Annotated in this window: 23 protein-coding genes and 7 tRNA genes; 19 read left to right on the top strand and 11 right to left on the bottom strand. The window is 73.8% G+C overall.

Annotated features, from left to right (window positions below):
- Positions 1–445: 445 nt before the first annotated feature.
- The 8 genes from ACIA5F_RS22020 to ACIA5F_RS21985 all read left to right on the top strand — a co-directional run bounded on the left by ACIA5F_RS22020 (position 446) and on the right by ACIA5F_RS21985 (position 11,590).
- Positions 446–1,540 (top strand): methionine ABC transporter ATP-binding protein, encoded by a 1,095-nt coding sequence (locus ACIA5F_RS22020; RefSeq protein WP_399355481.1) that lies wholly within the window; start codon positions 446–448, stop codon positions 1,538–1,540.
- Entirely contained in the window at positions 1,537–2,205 is a 669-nt protein-coding gene (locus ACIA5F_RS22015; RefSeq protein ID WP_399355479.1) for a methionine ABC transporter permease, read from the top strand. The genes ACIA5F_RS22020 and ACIA5F_RS22015 overlap by 4 nt, the downstream gene beginning before the upstream one ends.
- A gap of 148 nt (positions 2,206–2,353) precedes the next feature.
- Positions 2,354–3,217 (top strand): MetQ/NlpA family ABC transporter substrate-binding protein, encoded by an 864-nt coding sequence (locus tag ACIA5F_RS22010; protein WP_399355477.1) that lies wholly within the window; start codon positions 2,354–2,356, stop codon positions 3,215–3,217.
- Between the two features lie 200 nt (positions 3,218–3,417).
- The gene (locus tag ACIA5F_RS22005; protein ID WP_399355475.1) at positions 3,418–4,104 is read left to right on the top strand and encodes a GNAT family N-acetyltransferase; all 687 of its coding nucleotides are present in this window, start codon (positions 3,418–3,420) and stop codon (positions 4,102–4,104) included.
- A 79-nt stretch (positions 4,105–4,183) separates the two neighbouring features.
- Positions 4,184–5,395, top strand: coding sequence for a precorrin-6y C5,15-methyltransferase (decarboxylating) subunit CbiE (gene cbiE, locus ACIA5F_RS22000; RefSeq protein WP_399355473.1), 1,212 nt, complete (start codon positions 4,184–4,186; stop codon positions 5,393–5,395).
- 272 nt (positions 5,396–5,667) lie between these two features.
- Positions 5,668–9,210: a nicotinate-nucleotide--dimethylbenzimidazole phosphoribosyltransferase gene (gene cobT / locus ACIA5F_RS21995; RefSeq protein ID WP_399355471.1), complete on the top strand. Its 3,543-nt coding sequence runs from the start codon at positions 5,668–5,670 to the stop codon at positions 9,208–9,210.
- A gap of 274 nt (positions 9,211–9,484) precedes the next feature.
- Positions 9,485–10,729 carry a uroporphyrinogen-III C-methyltransferase gene (gene cobA, locus ACIA5F_RS21990; RefSeq protein WP_399355469.1) on the top strand — a complete coding sequence of 415 codons (1,245 nt, stop codon included), beginning with the start codon at positions 9,485–9,487 and terminating at the stop codon, positions 10,727–10,729.
- A gap of 42 nt (positions 10,730–10,771) precedes the next feature.
- Positions 10,772–11,590 carry a TrmH family RNA methyltransferase gene (locus ACIA5F_RS21985; protein WP_399355467.1) on the top strand — a complete coding sequence of 273 codons (819 nt, stop codon included), beginning with the start codon at positions 10,772–10,774 and terminating at the stop codon, positions 11,588–11,590.
- A 59-nt stretch (positions 11,591–11,649) separates the two neighbouring features.
- On the opposite strand, the gene ACIA5F_RS21980 is transcribed toward ACIA5F_RS21985, so the two are convergent.
- A complete protein-coding gene (locus ACIA5F_RS21980; protein ID WP_399355627.1) occupies positions 11,650–12,834 on the bottom strand; it encodes a serine/threonine-protein kinase in 1,185 nt (394 codons plus the stop codon).
- 550 nt (positions 12,835–13,384) lie between these two features.
- Between ACIA5F_RS21980 and ACIA5F_RS21975 the strand changes: the two genes are divergently transcribed.
- The gene (locus tag ACIA5F_RS21975; protein ID WP_399355465.1) at positions 13,385–13,570 is read left to right on the top strand and encodes a hypothetical protein; all 186 of its coding nucleotides are present in this window, start codon (positions 13,385–13,387) and stop codon (positions 13,568–13,570) included.
- 227 nt (positions 13,571–13,797) lie between these two features.
- Here ACIA5F_RS21975 and ACIA5F_RS21970 read toward each other — a convergent pair.
- From ACIA5F_RS21970 to ACIA5F_RS21950, 5 genes are all read right to left on the bottom strand, one after another.
- Positions 13,798–13,869, bottom strand: a tRNA-Val gene (locus ACIA5F_RS21970).
- Positions 13,870–13,921: 52 nt separating this feature from the next.
- A tRNA-Val gene (locus tag ACIA5F_RS21965) sits at positions 13,922–13,993 on the bottom strand.
- A 20-nt stretch (positions 13,994–14,013) separates the two neighbouring features.
- Positions 14,014–14,085: transfer RNA gene (locus tag ACIA5F_RS21960), tRNA-Val, on the bottom strand.
- A gap of 1 nt (position 14,086) precedes the next feature.
- A tRNA-Cys gene (locus ACIA5F_RS21955) sits at positions 14,087–14,160 on the bottom strand.
- Between the two features lie 39 nt (positions 14,161–14,199).
- Positions 14,200–14,272, bottom strand: a tRNA-Gly gene (locus ACIA5F_RS21950).
- Between the two features lie 180 nt (positions 14,273–14,452).
- Between ACIA5F_RS21950 and ACIA5F_RS21945 the strand changes: the two genes are divergently transcribed.
- Together ACIA5F_RS21945 and ACIA5F_RS21940 are read left to right on the top strand one after the other, a co-directional pair.
- Positions 14,453–15,529, top strand: coding sequence for a chorismate-binding protein (locus ACIA5F_RS21945; RefSeq protein ID WP_399355463.1), 1,077 nt, complete (start codon positions 14,453–14,455; stop codon positions 15,527–15,529).
- A gap of 157 nt (positions 15,530–15,686) precedes the next feature.
- The gene (locus ACIA5F_RS21940; RefSeq protein WP_399355461.1) at positions 15,687–16,511 is read left to right on the top strand and encodes a GNAT family N-acetyltransferase; all 825 of its coding nucleotides are present in this window, start codon (positions 15,687–15,689) and stop codon (positions 16,509–16,511) included.
- 22 nt (positions 16,512–16,533) lie between these two features.
- On the opposite strand, the gene ACIA5F_RS21935 is transcribed toward ACIA5F_RS21940, so the two are convergent.
- Positions 16,534–17,028 (bottom strand): DsbA family protein, encoded by a 495-nt coding sequence (locus tag ACIA5F_RS21935; RefSeq protein ID WP_399355459.1) that lies wholly within the window; start codon positions 17,026–17,028, stop codon positions 16,534–16,536.
- 161 nt (positions 17,029–17,189) lie between these two features.
- Between ACIA5F_RS21935 and ACIA5F_RS21930 the strand changes: the two genes are divergently transcribed.
- Together ACIA5F_RS21930 and ACIA5F_RS21925 are read left to right on the top strand one after the other, a co-directional pair.
- Complete coding sequence (locus ACIA5F_RS21930; protein ID WP_399355457.1) at positions 17,190–17,636, top strand: hypothetical protein; 447 nt, start codon at positions 17,190–17,192, stop codon at positions 17,634–17,636.
- Positions 17,637–17,746: 110 nt separating this feature from the next.
- Positions 17,747–17,938, top strand: a complete 192-nt coding sequence (locus ACIA5F_RS21925; protein WP_399355455.1) for a hypothetical protein — start codon at positions 17,747–17,749, stop codon at positions 17,936–17,938.
- On the opposite strand, the gene ACIA5F_RS21920 is transcribed toward ACIA5F_RS21925, so the two are convergent.
- Positions 17,879–18,499 (bottom strand): CGNR zinc finger domain-containing protein, encoded by a 621-nt coding sequence (locus ACIA5F_RS21920; RefSeq protein WP_399355453.1) that lies wholly within the window; start codon positions 18,497–18,499, stop codon positions 17,879–17,881. The two genes, ACIA5F_RS21925 and ACIA5F_RS21920, sit on opposite strands and share 60 nt — an antisense overlap.
- Positions 18,500–18,701: 202 nt before the next feature.
- Entirely contained in the window at positions 18,702–19,115 is a 414-nt protein-coding gene (locus ACIA5F_RS21915; RefSeq protein WP_030011909.1) for an SsgA family sporulation/cell division regulator, read from the bottom strand.
- A gap of 177 nt (positions 19,116–19,292) precedes the next feature.
- Here ACIA5F_RS21915 and ACIA5F_RS21910 point away from each other — a divergent pair, with 177 nt between their 5' ends.
- From ACIA5F_RS21910 to ACIA5F_RS21900, 3 genes are all read left to right on the top strand, one after another.
- The gene (locus ACIA5F_RS21910; RefSeq protein ID WP_399355451.1) at positions 19,293–19,763 is read left to right on the top strand and encodes a TIGR02611 family protein; all 471 of its coding nucleotides are present in this window, start codon (positions 19,293–19,295) and stop codon (positions 19,761–19,763) included.
- A gap of 90 nt (positions 19,764–19,853) precedes the next feature.
- Positions 19,854–19,925: transfer RNA gene (locus ACIA5F_RS21905), tRNA-Val, on the top strand.
- A 167-nt stretch (positions 19,926–20,092) separates the two neighbouring features.
- A tRNA-Val gene (locus ACIA5F_RS21900) sits at positions 20,093–20,164 on the top strand.
- Positions 20,165–20,284: 120 nt separating this feature from the next.
- Here the strand turns inward: ACIA5F_RS21900 and ACIA5F_RS21895 are convergent.
- Complete coding sequence (locus tag ACIA5F_RS21895; RefSeq protein ID WP_399355449.1) at positions 20,285–21,010, bottom strand: 3'-5' exonuclease; 726 nt, start codon at positions 21,008–21,010, stop codon at positions 20,285–20,287.
- A gap of 265 nt (positions 21,011–21,275) precedes the next feature.
- Between ACIA5F_RS21895 and ACIA5F_RS21890 the strand changes: the two genes are divergently transcribed.
- Positions 21,276–21,878 carry a DUF4365 domain-containing protein gene (locus ACIA5F_RS21890; RefSeq protein ID WP_399355447.1) on the top strand — a complete coding sequence of 201 codons (603 nt, stop codon included), beginning with the start codon at positions 21,276–21,278 and terminating at the stop codon, positions 21,876–21,878.
- The gene (locus tag ACIA5F_RS21885; protein WP_399355445.1) at positions 21,878–23,113 is read left to right on the top strand and encodes a hypothetical protein; all 1,236 of its coding nucleotides are present in this window, start codon (positions 21,878–21,880) and stop codon (positions 23,111–23,113) included. Before ACIA5F_RS21890 ends, ACIA5F_RS21885 begins: the two co-directional genes overlap by 1 nt.
- Positions 23,114–23,135: 22 nt before the next feature.
- Here ACIA5F_RS21885 and ACIA5F_RS21880 read toward each other — a convergent pair whose 3' ends face one another.
- Entirely contained in the window at positions 23,136–23,633 is a 498-nt protein-coding gene (locus ACIA5F_RS21880; RefSeq protein ID WP_399355443.1) for a GNAT family N-acetyltransferase, read from the bottom strand.
- A 311-nt stretch (positions 23,634–23,944) separates the two neighbouring features.
- Between ACIA5F_RS21880 and thrS the strand changes: the two genes are divergently transcribed.
- On the top strand, positions 23,945–25,921 hold the full coding sequence (thrS, locus tag ACIA5F_RS21875) for a threonine--tRNA ligase (protein ID WP_399355441.1): 1,977 nt from the start codon (positions 23,945–23,947) through the stop codon (positions 25,919–25,921).
- The last annotated feature ends 27 nt before the right edge of the window (positions 25,922–25,948 follow it).

The following is a 25,948-nucleotide window of genomic DNA, read 5'->3' as shown; positions in this document are numbered from 1 at the left end:
GGGTGCTCCCGGAGGTGTCCGCGCAGGTCAGCGGCGTTCTCGGGCGATCAGGCCGAATGGCCGGGAGTAGCCGGTGGAGGCCGGTATGCACAGGGCATCTGTCCGCTATCCGGACAGCGTTGATCCGTCAAGGAAGCCTTCTGGTTTACTGGGGCCCATGACCACGACGAGCAGCCGCACCCTTGCGACCGAGGCGACGATGACGCCCGGTGCTCGTTGTATGTGTCGAATGCGCGCCTTCTGAGGGCCCCCTTCCTGCGCCTCGCGCCCCGAAGCGAGACCGGCCGAGCCCGTCGGTCACCCCCCCCGGTGAACCACGGACGCTCCCGCCCCGCCTGCGCGTCACCACCGTCGTTCCGTGACGGTTCGACCCGTATCGCGTCCCCAGATGTTTGCCCCGTGCCCGGCACCGCTGCGCCGTGCACTCGACAGCGACGGAATTCCTGTGATCACCACAACGGGCCTCACCAAGGTCTACCAGTCCCGTGACCGCGAGGTCACCGCCCTGGACGGCGTCGACCTCCACGTCCGCGAGGGCGAGGTCTACGGAGTCATCGGCCAGAGCGGCGCCGGAAAGTCCTCCCTCATCCGCTGCGTGAACCTGCTGGAGCGCCCCACCACCGGCACCGTGCACGTCGACGGCGTCGACCTCACCGCGCTCGCCGGCCGGGGCCGCCGCGCCGGCAAGGAGCTCCGCGAGGCCCGCAGCCGGATCGGCATGGTCTTCCAGCACTTCAACCTGCTCTCCTCGCGCACGGTCCGGGCCAACGTCGAGCTGCCCCTGGAGATCCTCGGCGTCTCCGGCCGCGAGCGCTCCCGCAAGGCCCTGGAACTCCTCGACCTGGTCGGCCTCGCCGACAAGGCCGGCTCCTACCCCGCCCAGCTCTCCGGCGGCCAGAAGCAGCGCGTCGGCATCGCCCGCGCCCTGGCCGGCGACCCCAAGGTGCTCCTCTCCGACGAGGCCACCAGCGCCCTCGACCCCGAGACCACCCGCTCCATCCTCCAGCTGCTGCGCGACCTCAACCAGCAGCTCGGCCTGACCGTCCTCCTCATCACGCACGAGATGGACGTCGTCAAGTCCGTCTGCGACTCGGCCGCCCTGATGAAGCGGGGCCGGATCGTCGAGTCCGGCACCGTCGCCGAGCTGCTCGCCACCCCCGGCTCCGAACTCGCCGGGCAGCTCTTCCCGGTCACCGGCGCCGCCACCGGCCCCGACCGCACGGTCGTCGACGTCACCTTCCACGGCGACGCCGCGGGCCGCCCGGTCATCTCCGAGCTCTCGCGGACGTACAACATCGACATCTCGATCCTCGGCGCCGCGATGGACACCGTCGCCGGCCGCCAGATCGGCCGCATGCGCATCGAGCTGCCCGGCCGCTACGAGGACAACGTCGTGCCCGTCGGCTTCCTGCGCGAGCAGGGCCTCCAGGTCGACGTGGTCGAGCCCGCGCCCGAAGCCCCGCCCGGCTCCGGGTCCGGCCCCGAGGACACCGCAGCGCGGAACCGTCGCGCCGAACTCGTCAAGGACGGTGCCAAGTGACCTGGTCCGAGATGCAGCCCCTGCTCGTCCAGGGCACCTACGACACCCTCTACATGGTGCTCTGGTCCGCCCTGGTCACCGTCCTCGGCGGACTGCCCATCGGTATCCTCCTCGTCCTCACCGACAAGGGCGGCCTCCTGGGCAACCGGCCGCTCAACAAGGTCCTCGGCGTGGTGGTGAACATCGGCCGCTCGCTGCCGTTCATCATCCTGCTGATCTTCCTGATCCCCGTCACCACCGCGATCGTCGGCACCTTCATCGGCCCCACCGCCATGATCGTCCCGCTCGCCATCGGCGCCATCCCCTTCTTCGCCCGGCTCGTCGAGACCGCCGTCCGCGAGGTGGACCACGGCCTGGTCGAAGCCGTCGAGTCCATGGGCGGCTCCGTCCCCACCCTGGTCGGCAAGGTGCTCCTCCCGCAGGCCCTGCCCTCCCTGGTGGCCGGAGTGACCACCACCGTCATCACGCTGGTCGGCTACTCCGCCATGGCCGGCGCGGTCGGCGGCGAGGGACTCGGCTCCAAGGCCATCACCTACGGCTTCCAGCGCTTCGAGACCGGCTTCATGGTCGCCACCGTCGTCGTCCTGGTCGTCCTCGTCACCCTGATCCAGCTGATCGGCGACGGCGCCGTACGCCTCCTCGCCCGCCGCGGCAGGGCCGCCTGACCGGCCGCTGACCGGCCGCTGACCGGCCGCTGACCGGCCACCCGCCGGACAGCCCCCCGAACCACCCCTCTCCACAGAGCCCGCACTTGTCGTGCTTGGGCCACCACCAGCAAGTCCCCGTACTTGTGCAGCAAGAAAGGCACTCTTCGTGCGTAAGAACATCAAGCTCACCGCCCTCACCGCCGGTTCCGCCGCGCTCGCCCTCGGCCTCACCGCCTGCGGCACCTCCTCGGACCCGTCCTCCGCCAAGGCGGACGGCGGCAAGGCCGACGCGACCAAGGCGCTCGTCATCGCGGCCTCCCCGAGCCCGCACGCCGACATCCTCAACTTCGTCAAGGACAAGCTCGCGGCGAAGGAGGGCCTCACGCTGGAGGTCAAGGAGTTCACGGACTACGTCCTGCCGAACACCGCCACCCAGCAGGGCCAGGTCGACGCCAACTTCTTCCAGCACAAGCCGTACCTCGACGACTTCAACAAGAAGAACGGCACCACCATCGTGCCCGTCACCGACGTGCACCTGGAACCCCTCGGCCTCTACTCCAAGAAGGTCAAGGCCCTCTCCGAGATCAAGCCCGGCCAGACCGTCGCCGTCCCCAACGACACCACCAACGGGGGCCGCGCGCTCCAGCTGCTCGCCGCCAACAACCTGATCACCCTCAAGGAAGGCGTCGGCACCAGCGCCAAGCTGTCCGACATCACCGACAAGAAGGGCCTGGAGTTCAAGGAGCTGGAGGCCGCCACGGTCCCGCGCGCCCTGAACGACGTGGACGCCGCCGTCATCAACGGCAACTACGCCATCGAGGCCGACCTCGCCCCCGCCAAGGACGCGCTGATCCTGGAGAAGGCCGAGGGCAACCCGTACGCCAACTTCCTCGCGGTCAAGGACGGCAACCAGAACGACCCCCGGGTCCAGAAGCTCGCCAAGCTCCTGAACTCCGACGAGGTCAAGAAGTTCATCGAGGAGAAGTACCAGGGCTCGGTCCTCCCGGCCTTCGGCCCCGTCGCGTCCTGACCCGTACGACCCGGTCCGGCGGCCGGGTCGCACGGGTCCCGCGGCCCCGCACGCCCACCCGGGCGCGCGGGGCCGCGGTCCTTCCGCCTCCGGGCGGCCCGGTCCTGCACATCCCGCGGCCGATGCTGCATGCTGTGGCCTACGACCCTCAACCGGTCCCGCACCACGGTCGCACCACGGTCTCAGGCATGGAGCTGCGCATGACTACCACCTTCCCGGACGTCACCATCAGTACGGACCGGCTGGTACTGCGCCCCTTCGACGAGGACGACGCCACCGCCCTCGCCGAGCTGATGGACGACGAGCTGGTCACCGCCTGGACCACCGCGCCCCACCCCTACACCCGCGCCGACGCGCACGACTGGGTCACCCGCGCCTCCCACGCCGAACGCACCGAGGGCCGCGGCATCGCCCTCGCCGTCACCGAGTTCCTCACCCAGCGCCTCGTCGGCACCGTCCACCTCCACCACACCGACTGGCGCACCCGCACCGCCGAGGTCGGATACGTCATCGCCCCCTGGGCCCGCGGCGAGGGCTACGCGGGCGAGTCCGTGCTCGCCCTCGCCCAGTGGCTCTTCCGCGAACAGGGCTTCGAACGCCTCGAACTGCGCACCGCCGCCGACAACGCCGCCTCCCAGCAGGTGGCCCAGAAGGTCGGCTGCCTCAGCGAAGGCGTCCTGCGCAACGCGTGGATAGTGCGGACCCAGACCGCCGACGGCGGCTGGAGCGACACCCGCACCGACCTCATCGTCTGGAGCCTCGTCCCCGAGGACCTCGACGACGGGGACGGCTGGGCGGGCTACGAAGGCTACGAGGGGTACGGCGGCCAGGACTTCGGCCGGCGGGCCGACCTGAGCGGGTACGCCGTCGGCGCCGACTGGAAGTGACCCGCTGACCAGGTAGTCTCACCGTGCCCGACGCTCCGGACGGCACTTCGCCCGCCCCCACCCCAGGAGACTGACGACGATGGCCGACCGGGTCACGGTGATCGGCTGGGACGGTTCGTCCCTGACCGCGGCGGCCCGGTCCGCGCTCTCCGCCGCCACTCTGGTGGCAGGCGCCGCCCACCACCTCGCGCTCCCCGAGGTCCCGCCCACCGCCGAACGCATCCGCCTCGGCAGCCTCGGCCTCGCCGCCCGCCGGATCGCCGGCCACCGCGGCACCGCCGTCGTCTTCGCCGACGGCGACCCCGGCTTCTTCGGCGCCGTACGCACCCTGCGCGCACCCGAACACGGCCTGGAGGTCGAGGTCGTCCCCGCGGTCTCCGCCGTCGCCGCCGCCTTCGCCCGCGCCGCGATGCCCTGGGACGACGCACAGGTCGTCGTCGCCCACCCCCGCACCCTGCGCCGCGCCGTCAACGTCTGCCGCGCCCACCCCAAGGTCGCCGTCCTCACCTCGCCCGGCGCGGGCCCCGCCGAACTCGCCCTGCTCCTCGACGGGGTCCACCGCACCTTCGTCATCTGCGAGGCACTGGGCACCGACAAGGAACAGGTCTCCGTCCTCACCTCCGACAAGGCCGCCGACCACAGTTGGCGCGACCCCAACGTGGTCATCGTCATCGGCGGCGCACCGCCCCTGGCCGCCGAGCCCGGCTGGCTCCTGGGCCAGAGCCCGGCCCGGTCACCGGCCGACCGAGGGTGGGCGAGGCCGCAGGCCGACGCGGGGGAGGCGAAGGAAGGCGGGTCCGCGCAGCTGCGGGCCGCGCAGCTCGCCCGGCTCGGCCCGCGCACCGGCGACCTCGTCTGGGACATCGGCTCCGGCCCCGGGGCCCTCGCCGTCGACGCCGCCGCCCTCGGCGCCGCCGTCATCGCGGTGGACACCGACCCGGACGCCTGCGCCCGCGCGAGCGCCGCCGCCCGCGCGCGGGGCGTCCAGCTCCAGGTCGTCAACGGGCGGGCCCCGCACGTACTGGAGGACCTCCCCGAACCCGATGTCGTCCGCGTCGGCGGCGGGGGGGCCGAGGTGGTCGCGGCCGTCGCCGACCGCCGCCCCGAACGGATCGTCAGCCACGCCTCCACCCGCGACGAGGCGGAGGCCATCGCCCGCGCGCTCACCGACCACGGCTACACCGTCGAGTGCGCGCTCCTGCAGTCCGTGGACCTGGACCCCCGCACCTGGGCCGAACAGGACCGTTCCGTCGTCTTCCTGCTGGCCGCCGAACGCCCCGTGACCCGCTGATCGCGGGTGCCGGGGTAGGCTGGCCGATCGTCGTACCGCCCTGGGCCGTCCGGGCACCGCGACACCGGCAGGACGCGCGACGTGGCGCAGTCCACAACGCACCCCGGCGGTTATGGCCGCCGTGGTGACCGACGGGCGCGACAATGCTTACTGGTTGTCGTGCGGGCGTGCCCGAGGAACGGTGGGGCACTCGTGCCGCACGACAGCCCCGCTCGTCGGTCATGTGGGCGCCGGGCGATCGAAAAGGCAACACCGATGGGCGAGGGGTACGCATGACTGACACCGGCCAGGTACCGGGCGAGGGTCTCCCGGACAACGCGGGCATGGTGGATCAGCAGGGCATCCCCGCTCCGTCGGTCCATGGAGGCTACGCCTTCCAGGGCCTGATGGACCATCCGGCGGAACACGAGGACGAGGAACTGCTGCTGATGCCCAGCGGCCAGGGGGCGTGGAGCGACCCCCAGGTCGTCCCGCCGGTCCCCGCCTACCCCGTCGACTCCCCGTACGGCGACGCGGCCGATCCCGCGACGGCCGGTTCCGGGAGCTACCTCGACGGTCAGTACACCGACCCCGCGTACGCCCAGGCGCCCCAGCCGTACGCGGACGGCGGGTTCCCCCAGCCCACCTTCTCCGGCGTGCCCCACCTGCCCTCCATGGGCGAGGCCCCTTACGGCACGGGCGTCCACGCGACGGACGGCGGTGGCACCGGCGCGTTCGACCTCGGCGGCCAGGGCGTCCCGCACCAGGAGGCCCCGGCCGCTCCGGTGAGCCCCCCGGCCCCGCCCCGCCGTCCGCTGCACATGGGCCCGCCCGTGCCCGAGACCACCGGCGGAGTCGTACGGTCGCTCGCGGACCGGGGTCCGGCCGTCGCGCCGGTCGCCGCCGTCCAGGCCCCGCCGGTCCAGGCCGACCCGGTCGTTCCGGTCGTTCCGGCGCAGGGTGTTCCGGTGGCGCAGGTCCCGGTGCAGCACCTGCCCGCCCCCCCGGCCGGCGGCCCCGAGTACCTGGACGTGCCGCACCCCGGGACCGCCGAAGCCGCCGTCCCGCAGCCGGGCGAGATCCCGCCGCAGGCCGGAGCGCCGTGGGCGGCGGAACCGGTGACGGCGCAGGCCGCCCCGGCCGAGCCGGTCCAGGCCCCCGAGGCGGTGGCCGTGGCCGAACCCGCCCCCGAGGCGGTCGCCGTGGCCGAGCCGGTGGCCGTCCCGGAGCCCGTGGCCGTCCCGGCGGAGCCGGAGCCGGTGGCCGTGGCGGAGACCGCACAGGCCCCCGAAGCCGTGGCTCCCGCAGCCGTGGCGCCGGTCGTCGCAGCCGTGGCCGAGGCCATGGCCGAAGCGGTGGTTCCGGCCGTCGTGGCCCCGGAGCCGGCCGTCGTGGCCGCTCCCGAGCCGCTCACCGCTCCCGAGGCCCCCGAGCCGGTGGCCGTGGAACCCGCGCCGGAGCCGGTCGCCGAGGCCGTCCCGGTCGCGGAGCCGGTGGCCGCCGAGGTGCCGGTCGCCGAGGCACCCGCCGCGCCCGCCGAGCCGGAGCCCGTGGCGGTACCCGCTCCCGTGGAAGCCGCGGAAGCCGTGGCGCCCGCCCCCGAGCCGCTCCCCACCCCGGCCCCGGCCGAAGCCGAGGCCGCGCCCGGGATCGCACCGGAAGCCGTCGCGCCCGAAGCCCCCGAGCCGCTCGTCGTCCAGGCCGAGGCCGCGCCGGAAGCCGTCGCCTCGGAAGCCCCCGCACCCGTCGCCGAGTCCGCCCCCGAGCCGGTGCTCCTTGCCGCGCCCGTGGAGCCCGCGCCCCCGGTCGTGGAGCCGGTGGCCGCCGAGGTGCCCGCCGAGCCGGTCCCCGCCGAGCCCGCACCGGCCGTTCCGGAGGCCACCGAGGCTCCGGAGGCCACCGGGACCCCCGAGGCTCCTGAGACGGTCGAGGCCGCTGAGGCCCCCGAGGCCCCCGAGGCCGTGCAGACCACGGACGCCGTCGAGCCCGCGCCCCCGGCCCAGCCGGTCGTGGAGCCGGTGGCCGAGGCCCCCGCAGAGCCCGCCGAGACCGTCGAACCCGCCGCGCCGGAGGACCCCGCCGTGCTCGCCGCGCCCGCCGCGGGCGACCCGGCTCCCGCCTACGACGACGCCGAGCGCGAGGCCGTCCTGCGCGTCATGCGCGAGCGCCGTGACATCCGCAAGGGCTTCCGTACCGACCCGATCCCGCACGAGGTGCTGCTCCGCGTCCTGGAAGCGGCCCACACCGCGCCCAGCGTCGGCCACTCCCAGCCCTGGGACTTCGTCGTCATCCGCTCCGACGAGACCCGCCGGACGATCCACGAGCTCGCCCAGCGCCAGCGCGAGGCGTACGCGAAGTCGCTGCCCAAGGGCCGGGCGAAGCAGTTCAAGGAACTCAAGATCGAGGCCATCCTCGACACCCCGGTGAACATCGTCGTCACCGCCGACCCCACCCGTGGCGGCCGGCACACCCTCGGCCGGCACACCCAGCCGCAGATGGCCCCGTACTCCTCGGCCCTCGCCGTCGAGAACCTCTGGCTCGCCGCCCGCGCCGAGGGCCTCGGCGTCGGCTGGGTCAGCTTCTTCGACGAGCGCGAGATGGTCCGCGCCCTGGGCCTGCCGGAACACCTGGAGGTCGTCGCGTACCTGTGCGTCGGGTACGTGGACGAGTTCCCGGACGAGCCTGAGCTGACGCAGGCGGGCTGGTCCCAGCGCCGGCCACTGGCCTGGGTCGTCCACGAGGAGACCTACGGCCGCCGCGCCCTGCCCGGCGAGGAGCCGCACGACCTGCTCTCGGAGACGGTCGCCAGCATCCGCCCGCTCGACGCCAAGGCGCTCGGCGAGGCCTGGGAGCGGCAGAAGCGCATGACGAAACCGGCCGGCGCCCTCGGCGTCCTGGAGATCATCTCGGCGCAGCTCGCCGGGCTCTCCCGGGTCTGCCCGCCGCCGATCCCGGAGCCGGCCGCCGTCGCGATCTTCGCCGGTGACCACGGGGTGCACGCCCAGGGCGTCACCCCGTGGCCGCAGGAGGTCACCCTTCAGATGGTGGCGAACTTCCTGGGCGGCGGCGCGGTCTGCAACGCCTTCGCCAACCAGGTCGGCGCCGAGGTCTGCGTGATCGACGTGGGCGTGGCCGGGGACCTCCCCGCCACCCCCGGCCTGCTGCCCCGCAAGATCCGCCCCGGCACCGCCGACCTGTCCACCGGCCCGGCGATGACCCGCGAGGAGGCGGTCGCCGCCATCGAGGTGGGCATCGAGACGGCCCGTGACCTGGTCGCGGCGGGCAACAAGGCCCTGCTCACCGGCGAGATGGGCATCGCGAACACCACCGTGTCCGCGGCCCTGATCTCGGTCTTCACCGGGGTCGACCCGGTCGAGGTCACCGGCCGCGGCACCGGCATCAACGACGAGACGCACGCCCGCAAGGTCGAGGTCGTCCGCCGCGCCCTGGAACTCCACCAGCCGGACCCGGCGGACCCGATCGGCGTCCTCGCGGCCGTCGGAGGCCTGGAGCACGCGGCCATCGTCGGCCTGCTGCTGGGCGGCGCCTCGCTCCGTACGCCGGTCATCCTGGACGGGGTCAGCGCGGGCGCGGCGGCCCTGGTGGCCCGTGCCATCGCCCCCGAGTCCCTGTCGGCCTGCATCGCGGGCCACCGCAGCGCGGAGCCCGGCCACCTGGCCGCCCTGAACACGCTCGGCCTGCGCCCCCTGGTCGACCTCGACCTGCGCCTGGGCGAGGGCACGGGCGCGCTGCTGGCCCTCCCGCTGGTGCAGAGCGCGGCCCGCGCGATGCACGAGGTCGCCACCTTCGACGCGGCCGGCGTCACCGAGAAGTAGCCCGCGCGACGGGCGGGACGCGGGCCGGGACCTCACCCCCGGCCCGCCCCCGCGCCGCGCACCGGCCCCGGGGCCCGGCCCGCGCCGCCACCGCGCCGGGGTCGTATCGTGGAGCAGCGGTGCCACAGAACCGCACGTCAGTACCCTCCGCACCACATCACCCGCACCCTCCCCACCACCCGCACCGTCCGCCGGAAACCGCACGTCGGTACCGTCCGCCGCTCCAGCGCCGCGGCGGCGACACCGAACCGCCGCCTTCAGGAGCCGCACCGTCATGGCCGAACACCCCGCCTACCCCGTAGGGCTCCGGCTCAGCGGTCGTCGTGTCGTCGTCGTCGGAGGCGGCCAGGTCGCCCAGCGCCGCCTGCCCGCCCTGATCGCGGCCGGTGCGGACGTCGTACTGGTCTCGCCCTCCGCGACCCCTTCCGTGGACGCCATGGCCGAGACGGGCGAGATCCGCTGGGAGCGCCGCCGCTACGAGGACGGCGACCTGGCCGGGGCCTGGTACGCGCTGGTCGCCACCCGCGACCGGGAGGCCAACGACCGCGTCTCCGCCGAGGCCGAGCGCGAGCGCGTCTGGTGCGTCCGCGCCGACGACGCCTTCGCCGCCACCGCCTGGACCCCGGCCACCGGCCGGGTCGACGGGGTCACCGTGGCCGTCCTGACGGGCAACGACCCCCGCCGCTCCGCGGGCGTGCGCGACGCCGTCGTCGAGGGCCTGCGCGACGGCACCCTCACCGCCCCCGCCCGGCGCCACAAGGGGACCCCCGGGGTCGCGCTCGTCGGCGGTGGCCCCGGCGACCCCGACCTGATCACCGTCCGCGGGCGCCGGCTCCTGGCCGAGGCCGACGTCGTCATCGCGGACCGGCTGGGCCCCCGCGACCTGCTCGACGAACTCCCGCCGCACGTCGAGGTCATCGACGCCGCGAAGATCCCGTACGGCCGGTTCATGGCCCAGGAGGCCATCAACAACGCCCTGATAGAGCACGCCCGCGCGGGCCGGTCCGTGGTCCGGCTCAAGGGCGGGGACCCGTACGTCTTCGGCCGCGGCATGGAGGAGCTCCAGGCCCTCGCCGAGGCCGGCATCGCCTGCACCGTCGTGCCCGGCGTCTCCAGCGCCGTCTCGGTGCCCGGCGCGGCCGGCATCCCGGTCACCCACCGGGGCGTGGCGCACGAGTTCACCGTGGTCAGCGGCCACGTCGGCCCCGACGACCCGCGTTCCCTCGTGGACTGGGCGGCCCTCGCCCGGCTCACCGGGACCCTGGTGGTCCTGATGGGCGTCGACAAGATCGGCCTGATCGCCGAGGCCCTGGTCCGCCACGGACGCTCCGCCGACACCCCGGTCGCGGTCGTCCAGGAGGGCACCACCGCCACCCAGCGCCGGGTCGACGCCACCTTGGCCACGGTCGGCGAGACGGTCCGCGCCCAGCAGGTCCGGCCGCCCGCCGTCATCGTCATCGGCGAGGTCGTCCGCGTCACCGCGCCGAGCCTTCCGAGCCCGCCCACCGCCGGCGCCTGACAGGCCGTTGGCACCGCACCCAGGACAAGGCAGTATCACCCTGTGGCTGATCTCATCACCATCGAGGACCCCGACGACCCCCGCCTGCGCGACTACACGGGCCTGACCGACGTCGAACTCCGGCGCAGACGCGAACCCGCCGAGGGCCTCTTCATCGCCGAGGGCGAGAAGGTCATCCGGCGTGCCAGGGACGCCGGCTACGAGATGCGCTCGATGCTGCTCTCGGCCAAGTGGATCGACGTCATGCGCGATGTCATCGACGAGCTCCCGGCCCCCGTCTACGCCGTCACCCCCGAGCTCGCCGAACGCGTCACCGGCTACCACGTCCACCGCGGCGCCCTCGCCTCCATGCAGCGCAAGCCGCTGCCGACGCCCGCGGAACTCCTCACCACCGCCCGCCGCGTGGTCGTCATGGAGGCCGTGAACGACCACACCAACATCGGGGCGATCTTCCGCAGCGCCGCCGCCCTCGGCATGGACGCCGTGCTGCTGTCGCCGGACTGCGCGGACCCGCTCTACCGCCGGTCCGTGAAGGTCTCCATGGGCGCGGTCTTCTCCGTCCCCTACGCCCGCCTGGACGCCTGGCCCAAGAGCCTGGACCCGGTCCGCGAGGCGGGCTTCCGGCTGCTCGCCCTCACCCCGCACGAGAAGGCGTCGCCGATCGACGTGGCCGCCCCGCAGTCCCTGGAACGGGTCGCCCTGATGCTCGGTGCCGAGGGCGACGGCCTCTCCCGGCAGGCGCTCGTCGCCGCCGACGAGTGGGTGCGCATCCCCATGGCGCACGGCGTGGACTCGCTGAACGTGGGCGCGGCGGCGGCCGTCGCCTTCTACGCCGTGGCCCAGGGCCGCGAGGCCCCGTAGGCGCCGGCTCCTCCTCGGCGGTTCCGGCTCAGGCCCCCGCCGTCACCGCTTCCGGGCCGTCACAGCTTCTGGGCCGCCGCGATGCCCAGGGCCACGATCAGCGTCACCACGATGAAGACGACCAGCCGCTGTCGCATCAGCTTCGGGTCCGGCCGCGTGGGCCGGCGCCCCGCCCCCGTGGTGCGCGGGGCCGGGCGCCCGCCCGTACGTCCCGCCGTCGGCCGGGAGGCCGGGCCGCCGGGGCGGCGCGGGGAGGAGGACCGTGCCTGCGGTCCGCTCTGCGGGCCCCCGCGCTGCGCCCGGGTCGTGGGGGTGGGGCCGGTACGCCGCTCCGTGCGCTGCTCGGCGTACTCCTGGGCGAGCCGTCCCGTCGGCCGCTCGGTCCGGACGCGCTGCGCCGGGGGGCGCCCGTCGGGCAGGCCCTGTGCCTCGCGGGCCGCGATCTCCTTGAGCCGCATCGACAGCTGGAGCGTGCTGGGCCGCTCCTCGGGGTCCTTGGCCAGGCAGGCGTGGACGAGCGGCGCGAGCGCGTCGGGCACCCCGAGCAGGTGGGGCTCCTCGTGCACCACCCGGTAGAGCATGACCTCGGAACTGCCGTGCCCGAAGGGCGAGTCGGCGGTCGCCGCGTAGGCGAGGGTGGCGCCGAGGGCGAAGACGTCGGTGGCGGGGGTCACGGCGGCGCCGCGCACCTGCTCGGGCGCGAGGAACCCGGGGGAGCCGACGGCCGTTCCCACATGGGTGAGGGTGCTCGCCCCCGTGGCCCAGGCGATCCCGAAGTCGATGATCCGCGGGCCCTTGGGCGACAGCAGGATGTTCGAGGGCTTGAGGTCCCGGTGGACCACCCCGGCCTCGTGCACGGCGACCAGGCCCTCGGAGAGCGCGGCGCCGATGGCGGCGATCTGCGCGGCCGTGAGCGGTCCCTCCTCGGCCACCTTGTCGTGCAGGGAGGGCCCCGGGACGTACTGGGTGGCGAACCACGGCCGCTCGGCCTCCAGGTCGGCCGCGACCAGCCGCGCCGTGCACCCGCCCCGGATGCGCCGGGCCGCGGAGACCTCGCGTGCGAAGCGCGAGCGGAACTCCTGGTCCTCGGCCAGGTCCGGCCGGATCACCTTGAGTGCGACGCGCTGTCCCCGCCGGTCGGAACCCAGGTAGACCACGCCCATCCCGCCGGCCCCGAGCCGTCGGTGCAGCCTGAACGAGCCGACGACACGCGGGTCCTCGCGTCGGAGCCGCATCATCGCCATGTCCACCCCGCTGACCGGTCCTCCTGTTGACGTGCCACAGCTTACGGACCATCCGTCATGTGCGCTCAGAGGCCGCGCCCTCGCCGGGAAATTCGATCATCCGTACGGCGCGGCCCGCGCGAGGGTCCTCCAGTCAATCAGACCGGCGGCCGTGCGGGAGCGGTCGCCACGCCCAAACGGCCACCGGATCAAGGGGATTGGGGCGGAGCCGGGGGTACGGGGCCGCCGCGGCGGGTCCGTCCGGCGGTCGCACCCGAGCCGGTCGCGCGCGTACCGGGCGGGCGGCCCCGGGCGCGCGGCGGGTGACCCGAGTGAGCGAAGTCACCACGCCCCGGCCGTCCCCTCCGGGAAGACCCTCAGAGCGGGGGAGCGGTCTCCACCCTGGGGAGTACGCGGCGGCCTCCCTCTCATCCTCCCGGAGGCCCGACAAGGGGTACGAGGGCATGAGGCCAGGGGCCTTGCGCCCCTCTAGTGTTGAGGACAAGCGGAGGGCGGGACACTCGCCCCCCGAGGTCAGAGCCCTCCGCTGCCGAACGACAGGGAGAGGACCATGGCGGGCATCGCACGGCAGGGACGCAAGGCATTCGCGTTCAACAGCCATGAGTCCGGCACGCGCCATCCACTGGTGGCCGCGGCCATGGTGCTCCCCCTGGCCGCCCTCCTGCTCTTCCTCTTCGGAGGTTTCGACCAGGTGGCGGCACAGGCGTCGTCCGTGGGTCTGATGCTGGGGCGCTGAGCGGCGCCCCAGGTCCGGGAGAGCGGCCCGGGCCGGGACATGGGCCTGTCAACCCCGTGGGGACGGGGGTGCGACGGACGGCAGGTGAAGGGTGCTGCCCGTACGGCTGGGGAGTCGTACGGGCAGCACCCTTTTTGCTGCCTGCTGCCTGCTGCCTGTGCTGCCACGCGCCGGTGCCGGGGAACGCGGAAGCCCCGGCCGTCGAGACGGCCGGGGCTTCCGGGCGGTGCGCGATACTGGGATTGAACCAGTGACCTCTTCCGTGTCAGGGAAGCGCTCTCCCGCTGAGCTAATCGCGCGGGCTACACGGCTCGAAAGCCGCAGGTGGATCAAGTGATGCGGTGTGCTGCGTGCGCGATACTGGGATTGAACCAGTGACCTCTTCCGTGTCAGGGAAGCGCTCTCCCGCTGAGCTAATCGCGCGGGCGGTCCGTACGGACCAGTGGACGATACTGGGATTGAACCAGTGACCTCTTCCGTGTCAGGGAAGCGCTCTCCCGCTGAGCTAATCGTCCTTGGAGGTGGAGACGGGATTTGAACCCGTGTAGACGGCTTTGCAGGCCGTTGCCTCGCCTCTCGGCCACTCCACCATGGAGCCGCAGGGGTTCTCGGGAAGATCCCCCACTTCGAGCGGACGACGAGACTCGAACTCGCGACATCCACCTTGGCAAGGTGGTGCTCTACCAACTGAGCTACGTCCGCAGGTCACCGTGTGTGCTCCGGGGTTTTCCCCCTTCGCTCCCTGGCGACGTGTTGAACTCTAGCGGATTACCGGGCCAGCTCAAAAACGCGTTTCCGCAGCGTGCTGCCGCTCGATCACCACCGGTCACCCGGCTGTCACCGCACCGGCGCCGCCGCGCCACCGGTCATAGACTCGCAGCCGTGCACGCCCTTCCTCCCCTGGCCCGCTTCGGCGGCCTGCTCGCGACCGACCTCCGGGACGTCACCAGTGATCCCGCCGCCCTCGACTCCACCGGCTTCTGGGCGGTGTCCGCGGACTTCGAAGGGCGGCTCGTCTGCGCGCGCTTCGGGGACATACGCCCCGACCCCGTCCCCGCACCCGTCCCCGGGGCCTGGCGCGGCCCGGGGGAGACCCGGTGGTCCTCCTCGCTCGACCGGGCGGCGTACGTCAGCGGGGTGCGCCGCATCCGCGAGCACATCGCCGCGGGCGAGGTCTACCAGGCCAACCTCTGCCGGGTGATGTCCGCGCCGCTGCCCGACCCGGACGGCGCCGATGTCGACGCCCTCACGGCACTGCTGGCGCGCGGGAACCCGGCCCCCTACGCGGGAACGATCCGCCTGCCCGCGCACGGCGTCGAGATCGCCACCGCCTCGCCCGAGCTCTACCTGCGCCGGGCCGGCCGCCGCGTCGAGTCCGGCCCCATCAAGGGCACCGGCCGCACCGTCGCCGACCTGCTGCCCAAGGACCACGCCGAGAACGTGATGATCGTGGACCTCGTCCGCAACGACCTCGGCCGGGTCTGCGCCACCGGCTCCGTCACCGTCCCCGAGCTGTGCGCCGTGGAGGAGCACCCGGGCCTGGTCCACCTCGTCTCCACCGTCGGCGGGGAACTCGCCGAGGGCGCCGGCTGGCCCGAGCTGTTCGCCGCCACCTTCCCGCCCGGCTCCGTCACCGGCGCCCCCAAGTCCTCCGCCCTGCGGATCATCGAAGCCCTGGAGACCGCCCCCCGCGGCCCCTACTGCGGCGCCGTCGGCTGGGTCGACGCCGACCGGCGCACCGCCGAGCTCGCCGTGGGCATCCGTACCTTCTGGATCGACCGCGAGCCCCCCGGCGGCCCCCGCCTGTGCTTCGGCACCGGCGCCGGGATCACCTGGGGCTCCGACCCCGACCGGGAATGGGCCGAGACCGAGCTCAAGGCCGCCCGGCTGCTGCGGGTGGCGTCGGGGGCCCACGAGGCGACCGGTACCCGTGGGGCGGACGGGGGGACCGTACGGTGAGGCTCCGGCCCGACGGCCGCACGCCCCGTACGGCCCCGGGCCCGGCCACGGCCGGGGCGATGCGGCTCCCCGCGGCCCGCTCCGCCGCCGACCCGGGTCCGTAGGCCCCGCGGTCGAAGCACTGTCGCGGGAGCCGCGGGGCGGGTAGAAATCGACGGTGACCACCACCCTGCGGCCGTCCGGGCCGCTCCAGCAGACGACGGCCGGGGCGCGGTCGCGCCCCTACGAGATCCGGGTCAACAGCAGGCGGGCCGGTTCCCTGCTGATCGCCTCCGACACGCCCTTCGGCCCCACGGTCGGGGAGATCCGCGACCTGGACGTGGACGGCCCGGACCGTCGGCGCGGCCGGGCCACCGTCGCCGCGCTGGCCGCCGAGGAGGTGCTGCGGGGGTGGGGCTGCCGCCGGGTGCGCGTCTCGGTGCCGGCCGCCTCGGCGGGGGGCCTGCGCCTGGCCGGGGCCCTCGGGTACGTGGAATACAGCCGTCGCCTGGCCAAGGCGCTCCCGGCCGCCGCACCCGCCCTGTCCGAAGGGGTGCTGGACCGCCCGATGACACCGGCCGAGTACGCGCTCTGGAGCGCCACCGCCCGCGAGGTCTACGCCGCCCAGTGGACCGGCCGGGGCATGTCGGCGGAGGCCGCCCACGCGAAGTCGGCGGCCGACCACCGGGCCCTGCTGCCCCGGGGACCGGACACCCCCGGCGTCACCTTCTCCGTCCTGGAGGCCGCCGGCACCCCCGTCGGCCACCTGTGGACCGCGCCGGACGAGGAGGGCTGCTACGTCTACGACGTCGAGGTCGGCGCCGCGCACCGGGGCCGGGGGTACGGCCGTGACCTGATGCTGCTCGCGGAACGCGTCGCCCTCGCCGGGGGCCACCGGCGCCTGGCCCTCCAGGTCTTCGCCGGCAACGCCCCGGCCCTGGGCCTCTACGCGTCCCTGGGCTACCGTCCGACCGCCTTCCACTACGCCAAGGACCTGCTGTAGTCCGTGTCCCCGGCGGCGGGTGTCACCCGGCCAGCAGGCGGTCGGCGATCTCCTCGATCCGGGCGCGCAGGCCCTCCTGGCTCTTGCCGCCGTCGAGGCGCTCGCCGCCGATCACGTACGTCGGGGTGCCGGTGACGCCGATCGCCTTGCCCTCGGCCTGGTCGGCGTCGACGATCAGGATGTGCCGGCCGTCGATCAGCGCGGTGTCGAACTCCTCCGCGTCCAGGCCGAGTTCACGCGCCGCGTCCACGAGGGCCGCCTCGCCGCGCTTGCCCAGCTCCGCGGTGCGGGTCAGCAGGGCCTCCGTGTACGGCCACCCCTGCCCCTGTTCCGCGGCCTCCTCGGCGGCCTGCGCCGCGGCGAAGGCGTGCTTGTGCTTCTCCAGCGGGAAGTGGCGCAGCCGGATGTCCAGCCGATCGCCGTAGCGGGCCCGCAGGGCGCGTACGTCGTCCAGGGAGCGGTGGCAGTCCGGGCACTGGAGGTCGTACCAGACGTCGAGGATCACGGAATCGGTCATACGGACAGTCTCCCAGCCCCGTGCGGCCGACCGGGACCTGGGGAGGAGGCCGGACCCGGAGATCTCCCGGAGATCATCGCGGTCCCCGGTGCGGGCGTGGCCCGGGGGGTGGCGGGCGGTGCAGGATGGAGAGGGACAGACCCCTGGACCTGGAGGCCCGCATGCTTGCCGAGACCATATGTTCCGCTGTGTCCGTGGCGGGGCTGGGTGTCGCCGCGCTGACCGCCTACCGCAAGCGGTTCCTGACCGCCGCGCGGATCGCCGCGTACGCGCTGGTGCCGGCCGGCCTGGTGCTGACGGGCGCCGTGGCGTGGGCGTCCCGGATGGTCCTCGACCCGGCGGTCTGGGCCGGGTTCGGTGTGCTGGGCCTGGCCTGGCTGCTCCTGCTCACCACCCGCGCCGTCGAACGCCGTGGCCTGGCCAGGGGCGGGAAGCCGGCGAAGGGGCCCCGCGCGGCCAAGGGGCGTGCGGCCCGGGAGGCCGTCGCCCCGGCCGTCTCCGCCCCCTCGCCCGTCGCCGGGACCCCCGCCGCGGGCCGCGGCGGCGCGTCCGCTCCCGCGGACGATTTCTCCGACATCGAGGCCATCCTGAAGAAGCACGGCCTCTGAGGGGTTTCCGCCCGGAAATCACCTGATCTGACGAGATCGGGCGAACTGCCGCGTGAATACTGGCGTGTTCGGCCGACCGCGGCGGCGCGCTGGGCCATCATCGGCCCGACATGCTCGACACATCGCAAGGGGAGCCGACGGTTCCCGCACAGGCCCCCGTACCCGTACCCCGACCCGTACCCGTCGCCGAGGAACCGCGAGGCTGCCTCTTCGCGCTCTCACAGCCGCCTCTGATGATCTTCCTAGGGGTGATCGGCACCCTGCTGCTGCTCGCTTCGGTGCACGACCTCTTCCTGCTCTGACGCCCCTGCGCCGGCTTCCTTGCGCCGGGCCCGGTACGCCGCCACGTGCAGCCGGTTCCCGCAGGTGCGGCTGGAGCAGTAGCGCCGCGAGCGGTTGCGGGACAGGTCCACGAAGGCCCGCCGGCAGTCCGGGGCCTCGCAGCGGCGCAGCCGTTCCTGTTCGCCGGAGACCACGATGAAGGCCAGCGCCATCCCGCCGTCCGCCGCCAGGTGGTCACCGACCGAGGCGCCCGGCGCGAAGTAGTGGACGTGCCAGTGGTAGCCGTCGTGGTCGGTCAGCTGCGGCGTGGTGCCCGCCGTCGCCACCAGGTCGTTGACCAGCGAGGCCGCCACCCGGGCGTTCGGCGCCGCGAAGACCTGGGCGAAGGTGGCCCGTACCGTCCTGACCCCGGCCAGGTCACGGGCGCCGAGCTCGCCGACGTCGCTGATCGCGTGCTCGTGGACGAAGCCGCGCAGGGCGCCGATGTCCGCCAGTCCGTCCGGCTGGTCCGGTTCGGCCGCGGTGTTCACCAGCGCGACGACGACGTCGAGCGCGCGACGGGTGTCGTGGGGGATCTGCACGGGGTCGCTCCCTGGGGGCCGGGCCTGCGGCGACCGGTCGGTGCCGCCGCTGGTCGCCGACTCTAGCGGGTCCCCCGCGCAGCACACCGGCGCTGTCCTCGCGGACGGCTTCCGCGGGAACAGCGCCGGTACGGCCGTACGGGTCGGCCCGGCCCGCACCGTCGCCCCGAGTCGGACGGTGCCGGGCGGCCTGGGGCCTGGCTCAGGATTCGGCCAGGATGTGGGAGAGCTCCTTGTCGAGGTCGAAGTGCCGGTGCTCGGTCCCGGGCGGAACCGCGGCGTCCGTCCGCTTGAGGAACGATTCGAGTGCTCGGGCGGGTGCTTCGAGCAGCGCTTCTCCCTCCGGTGAGCTCAGGGCGATGCAGACGACGCCCTGGCCGTGGCTGCGGGACGGCCAGACGCGGACGTCGCCGGTACCGGTGGGCCGGTGGAGACCCTCGGCGAGGAGATCGCGGGCAAACACCCATTCGACCGTTTCCTCGGCGCCGGTGTGGAAGGTGGCGTGCACGGCGTAGGGATCGGCCGTGTCATACCGCAGGCCCGCGGGAACAGGCAGTGAGGACTCGCTCGACACAACGAGGCGCAGGTGCAGCTCGCAGCTGACCGTGGTGTTCATAAGCGCCAGGGCCTTTCGCTCAGTGTGCGCTCGGGGATTCGCACGTCGGCGAAATCGACATGCCACCTACGGTGCCGTTGTAAACCCCTCTGACCGTTTTGTGGCTCTCTGGGTCCCTCGGACGGCGGATTCAAACCACCATTCACGTGTGCTCCCCGCTCCGGTAGATTCGTCGCCATGAATACGGGGAGTGACCGCGTTACCCATGAGTCCACAGCCGGTGAAACCCTCGGTGAGCCCGTCGGCGGGCCCGCCGCGGAGGCCGCGGAAGAGAAGCCGTACGTCTCGAAGGCACCCGCCTTCGTCCAGGCCCGCCGGACCCTGCACCTGAGCTGGCAGGTCGGCGTCTTCGTCGTCGGCCTGGCGGTGGTCGCCGCCGGTGTCGCCATGCTCGTCCTGCCCGGACCGGGCTGGGTCGCGATCTTCGCGGGCCTGTTCATCTGGGGCACCGAGTTCGCCTGGGCCCAGGTCGTGCTCCGCTGGACCAGGCGGAAGGTGGCCGAGGCGGCGCAGAAGGCGCTCGATCCCAAGGTCCGGCGCCGCAACATCATCCTGACCGCGACCGGGCTGGTCATCGCGGGCGCGCTGTGCGGCTTCTACCTGTGGAAGTACGGGCTGGTCCTGCCCTGGGCGATCAAGGACCAGTGACCGGCCGACGGCCGGCGCGGGCCCGTGCCCGGGGCGGCCGGAGGTGGTGTGGAACCACCGCTGACATGCGGTAATGTTTGCGGTGCGTCCGGGCGATTAGCTCAGTGGGAGAGCACTTCGTTCACACCGAAGGGGTCACTGGTTCGAACCCAGTATCGCCCACCCGGACCAGAGGCCCGGAGACTTCACCGTCTCCGGGCCTCTGGCGTTCCCCCGCAACCCGACGCTCCCGGCGGGGCCGCGCGGGCCGGGGCGGGGGCCCGTGGAAGGCCCCGGGGGAAGCGGTTTGAACCAGACCCCGTGCCCCCTGTATGGTTCATTTCGTTCCCGGGCGATTAGCTCAGCGGGAGAGCACTTCGTTCACACCGAAGGGGTCACTGGTTCGATCCCAGTATCGCCCACCGGGACAGGCCGGTCCGTCACAGACGGACCGGCCTTCCGCATCTCCGGGCGCCCCGCGCCGCGTTCCCCGCACGGGCGGTGCGCGCGGGCCGTGCGCGTGGGGGAGCGGACCGCCCGCGCTACGCCGCCTCCGTCAGGTCCGGGCGCAGCGGCCAGTGCGGATCGACCGGCTCCGGCGTCCCCTGCCGCGCGAACCACGCCTGCAGCCCGCGCGCCTGGGCCGCGTGCCACACCTGCTGGAGCGTGTGCAGCTCGGCCGGGGTCAGCCGCTCCAGCCGCCCCGCGAACCGGCGCCCCACCGCCCGGACGAGCTCCAGCGAGGCCAGCGCGTCCGCCGCCGCGTCGTGCGCGGCCTCCAGCTCTATCCCGTAGTGCGCGCACAGGTCCGTCAGCGTCCGGCGGCCCTTGCGGTACCGGTCCAGGTGCTTGTCCAGCACCCGCGGGTCCAGCACCGTCAGCGGCCGGTCGTCCAGGTACCGCGACAGCGAGGACGCCCGGTGGCGGCGCAACTCCCGGTCCAGCAGCGTCAGATCGAACGGCGCGTTCATCACCACCACCGGACGGCCCGCCATCCGCTGCTCCCCGAGCGCGCGGGCTATCTCCTCCACCACCGGCGCCGGCCAGCGCCCGTTGCGCTGGAGGTGGTCGTCGGTCAGGCCGTGCACCTCCGTGGCCCCCGCGGGCACCGGAATCCCCGGATTGACCAGCCAGCGCGTCGAACGGACCCGGCCGCCCGCACACTCCTGCACGATCAGCGCGGCGGACACGATGCGGTCCTGCTCCACGTCCACCCCGGTCGTCTCCGTGTCGAAAGCGGCCAGCGGGCCCTCGTACCACCGTGTCATGGCGAACTCCTCGTCCCCGGTCGGCAGACGGGCGCACCCCGAACACGTCACCCCTGCCCGTTATCGGTGATACCCGGACCGTTTGCCCCGTACGCCGTTTGCGGACCCCCGGCTGCGGAGACAACTCACCCGGGGGCCCGCGCGGATGACCGGCCGTCAGCCTTCCCGGACACCACCTCGCGCACCACCTCCCGTACACCACCTCCCGTACACCACCTTCCGCACACCACCGACGGCAGAGCCCGCAAGGCAGGGGGAGCCGGCCATGGCGCTCGCACAGCCCGCACCGGGCGGGGTGCCGGCGGGGCGGACCGGGCCGCGTACCGCCGCGCCGGGCGACACGCGCACCGGGCCGCTGCGCGGCACACTCGCCACCACCGCCTGCATGGAGACCCTTCAGGTGGGATACCTGCACGCCGTCGTCGCCGCGGCCGGCTGCTCGCTCTCCCAGCCCTTCCCGGACAACGGCATCGACTGGCACGTCAGCCACGGCGCGCCCGAACACCTCGTCGACGACGAGATCACGGTCAAGGTGCAGCTGAAGGCCACCACCCAGATACCCCCCGGACCGGCCGGGCCCACCTTCCCCTTCATCCTCGACAACGCGCACCTGGTGAAACTGGCCCGCACACCGGTCGCCGTCCACAAGATCCTCGTGGTGATGCTCGTCCCGAGGGAGCGCGACCAGTGGCTGGCCGCCGGGCCCGACCTGCTCGGCCTGCGGCACTGCTGCTACTGGACCAACCTCGCCGGACACCCCGTGACCGGCCGGCACCGCACCACCGTACGGATTCCGACCGCACGGATCTTCGACGACCGGGCGCTGTGCGAGATCATGACCCGGGTCGGGTCGGGAGGGACACCCTGATGCACCGGAACTCACCCCACCTCGAACCGCTGCCGCCCCCCGACCGCACCCGGTTCCCGGACCCCGCGACGCCCGACCCCGCGCGGGTCGACCCGGCCGTGCTCGGCGCGCTGCTGCACCGGCACGGCTGGCTGCGCCGCGGCGGGGCCGCCGGACGGTACGGCCGCTGGACACCGCCCGGCCCCGCCGGGACCAGCCTCCTCGTCCCCGAGAACCGCGCCTTCCCCGACTGCGCCGACCTGCTGGAGGAGGCGCTGACGGCCCTCGCGCGCAGCGCCCTGCCGTCCGCCCGGGAGGTGCTCTACGGGCTCAGCGTGCCCAGCGACGAGATCCGCTGGGACCGGGAGGTCCCGGAGGGGCCGTACGCGCTCCGGGGCGAGGCCGACTGGAACGTGCAGGAACAACTGCGCTCGGCCGCCCGGCAACTGCTGCTGGCCGGGGCGCTGGCCGAACGGGCGCGGGTCGGCTACCACGGGGCACGCCACCGCGCACAGGCCGAACGGGCGCTGGACGGGGTCCTGGTGGGGCCGGCGCCCGGGGGCCGGCGGCTCACCGCGTACCTCCCGGTAGCCGGGGGGCGGTCCGTCGCGACGCGGCTCCACCAGGCCCTGGCCGCCGCCCGGGAGGCGGTGGACTACCAGCGGGCCACCGGCTCCCCGGAGGTGTTCGGCGCGGCCGTGGAGGCGGGCGTCGGCCGGGAACTCGCCGACGCGCTGATCGCCCTGGTCCGGGGGTCGGAAGGGGCCCGGATCGCGCTGGCCTGGGCCCCGGCGGCCGGGGCCCCGGCGGGGTGCGCTGCCCGGCCGGAGCCGGTGGAGTTCTCGCCGGGGGACCTGCCGGCGCTCCGGGAGGCGGCGGCCCGCTACACCCGGGACGAGCCGGCCGTACGGGTCCGGATCACGGGCGCGGTGGTCCGGATGCGCCGCTCGGCCCCGGGAGGCGGGGGAGCGGTCCGGCTGCGGGTCCTGGCCGGGGCGGAGGTCCCGTACGTCCGGGCCGCGCTGGACGAGGAGGCGTACCGGGTGGCGGGCCACGCGCACCTGGCGGGGCTGCCGGTGCGGATCGGCGGCCGGCTCCAGCGCCGGGGCGGGTTCCGGCGGCTGACGGAGGTCTCGGACGTGCGGCCGGTCCCGCTGGACGAGGTCGAGCGCGACCGGCTGATGAAGGCGCTGGACGACGCCTTCGACCCGGCGGACGCCCTGCCCCCGCAGGCCCCGGACACCCCGGGCGACTGACGGCCGGGCGCTCACCCGGCGCTCACCCGGCGGGGGCGCGGGTGGGCGTCCGGGTGAAGGAGGCCATCCGCAGACCCGGGGCCGGGGAGAAGTCCGCGCCCCGGACGAAGCCCAGCCGCTCGTACAGGGTCACGGCGGGCGCGTTCGCCGCTCCCGTGGTCACCGTCACCGTGCGGTGGGGCGCCGCCTCGGACAGCAGGTGGCCGAGGAGCAGCGAGGCCACCCCGCGCCGGAACCAGGACGGGTCCACGCACAGCCGGTCGAGGCGGACACCGCCGTCGGCCTCCTCCTCCCAGGCCGCGAACCCGGCGAGCGCCCCGTCCCCGGCGAGCGCCCCGAGCCAGCGCAGTGGCCGCTGCCGCAGCCGGTCGAGGCTCTCGCGCAGGGCGGGGATGCCGTCGAAGCCGATCAGCTCCGCCTCCACCGCGTACGAGGCCCGCCCGATCCTGTGCACGGCGAGCGCGGTGGCGTCGTCGGCCAGGTCCAGTTCCCGGAGGCGGACGGGGGGCGTGCTCGGCATCGGGTCTCCTCGCGCGGGGGTCATCGGGGGCCACGCCAGCCGGCTGGTGCGGTGACCGGAAAGGTTCACCGGCCCGCGACGCCCGGCACGGTACCTCGCGGTGTTGTCGGGGCGCCCGAGTATGTCCAGTACTACGGGCGCCCCTCCGCCTTGCGAGGCGCCGCACCGGACGCCGCGGGCCCACCGGCAAACCTCTCCGGTCACAGCACCGGGGCCCGCGGGCCGTAACCGTTGAGCGGCGGGGCCGCCGGGCTCGGTACGATTCAGGCGCGCAGTGTTCGCTCGCGCACCCCCTGAGTCAGGAGAGACCGGTGTCAGACGTCCGTGTGATCATCCAACGCGATTCCGAGCGGGACGAGCGCGTGGTGGCCACGGGCACTACGGCGGCGGAGCTCTTCGCCGGCGAGCGCACCGTCGTCGCCGCCCGTGTCGCCGGGGAACTGAAGGACCTCGCGTACGAGGTGAAGGACGGCGAGAGCGTCGAGCCGGTGGAGATCTCCTCCGAGGACGGCCTGAACATCCTGCGCCACTCGGCCGCCCACGTCATGGCCCAGGCCGTGCAGGAGCTGTTCCCCGAGGCCAAGCTGGGGATCGGCCCGCCGGTCCGGGACGGCTTCTACTACGACTTCGACGTCGCCCGCCCCTTCACTCCCGAGGACCTCAAGGCCGTCGAGAAGAAGATGCAGGAGATCCAGAAGCGCGGGCAGCGGTTCTCCCGCCGCGTGGTCACCGACGAGGCGGCCCGCGAGGAGCTCGCCGACGAGCCGTACAAGCTGGAGCTCATCGGCATCAAGGGCGCCGCGTCGACCGACGACGGCGCCGACGTCGAGGTGGGCGGCGCCGAGCTGACCATCTACGACAACCTGGACGCGAAGACCGGCGAGCTGTGCTGGAAGGACCTCTGCCGCGGTCCCCACCTGCCCACCACCCGCAACATCCCGGCGTTCAAGCTGATGCGCAACGCCGCCGCCTACTGGCGCGGCAGCGAGAAGAACCCGATGCTCCAGCGCATCTACGGCACCGCCTGGCCGTCCAAGGACGAGCTCAAGGCCCACCTCGACTTCCTCGCCGAGGCGGAGAAGCGCGACCACCGCAAGCTCGGCACCGAGCTGGACCTGTTCTCCGTCCAGGACGAGATCGGCTCCGGCCTGGCCGTCTTCCACCCGCGGGGCGGCGTCATCCGCCGCACCATGGAGGACTACTCGCGCAAGCGGCACGAGGAGGAGGGGTACGAGTTCGTCTACACCCCGCACGCCACCAAGGGCGCGCTCTTCGAGAAGAGCGGCCACCTGGACTGGTACGCGGAGGGCATGTACCCCCCCATGCAGCTCGACGGTGGTACCGACTACTACCTCAAGCCCATGAACTGTCCGATGCACAACCTGATCTTCGACGCGCGCGGCCGTTCCTACCGCGAACTGCCGCTGCGCCTCTTCGAGTTCGGCACCGTGTACCGGTACGAGAAGTCCGGTGTCGTGCACGGGCTGACCCGCTCGCGCGGCTTCACCCAGGACGACGCGCACATCTACTGCACCAAGGAGCAGATGGCGGAGGAACTCGACCGCACCCTGACCTTCGTGCTGAACCTGCTCCGCGACTACGGTCTGACCGACTTCTACCTGGAGCTGTCGACCAAGGACCCGGAGAAGTTCGTCGGCTCGGACGAGGTCTGGGAGGAGGCCACCGCCGTCCTGCAGTCGGTCGCCGAGAAGCAGGGCCTCCCGCTGGTCCCGGACCCGGGCGGCGCCGCGTTCTACGGCCCGAAGATCTCGGTCCAGTGCCGGGACGCCATCGGCCGCACCTGGCAGATGTCGACGGTGCAGCTCGACTTCAACCTGCCGGAGCGCTTCAACCTGGAGTACACCGGCCCGGACGGCTCCCGCCAGCGCCCGGTCATGATCCACCGTGCGCTGTTCGGTTCCATCGAGCGGTTCTTCGCGGTGCTGCTGGAGCACTACGCGGGCGCCATGCCGCCGTGGCTGGCCCCGGTCCAGGCGGTCGGCATCCCGATCGGCGACGGGCACGTGGAGTACCTCCAGGAGTTCGCCGCCGAGGCGAAGAAGCAGGGCCTGCGGGTCGAGGTGGACGCCTCCTCCGACCGGATGCAGAAGAAGATCCGCAACCACCAGAAGCTCAAGGTCCCGTTCATGATCATCGTCGGTGACGAGGACATGGCCGCGGGCACGGTCTCCTTCCGCTACCGCGACGGTTCGCAGGAGAACGGCATCGCGAAGGACAAGGCGCTGGCCAAGCTGGCCAAGGTCGTCGCCGACCGCGTCCAGGTCTGACCCGCGGCAGGTCACAGCGGTGCGGCC

Source organism: Streptomyces sp. NPDC051567, from assembly GCF_044454165.1.
Taxonomy (GTDB): Bacteria; Actinomycetota; Actinomycetes; order Streptomycetales; family Streptomycetaceae; genus Streptomyces.
This window is presented reverse-complemented; position numbering and strand designations above follow the sequence as displayed.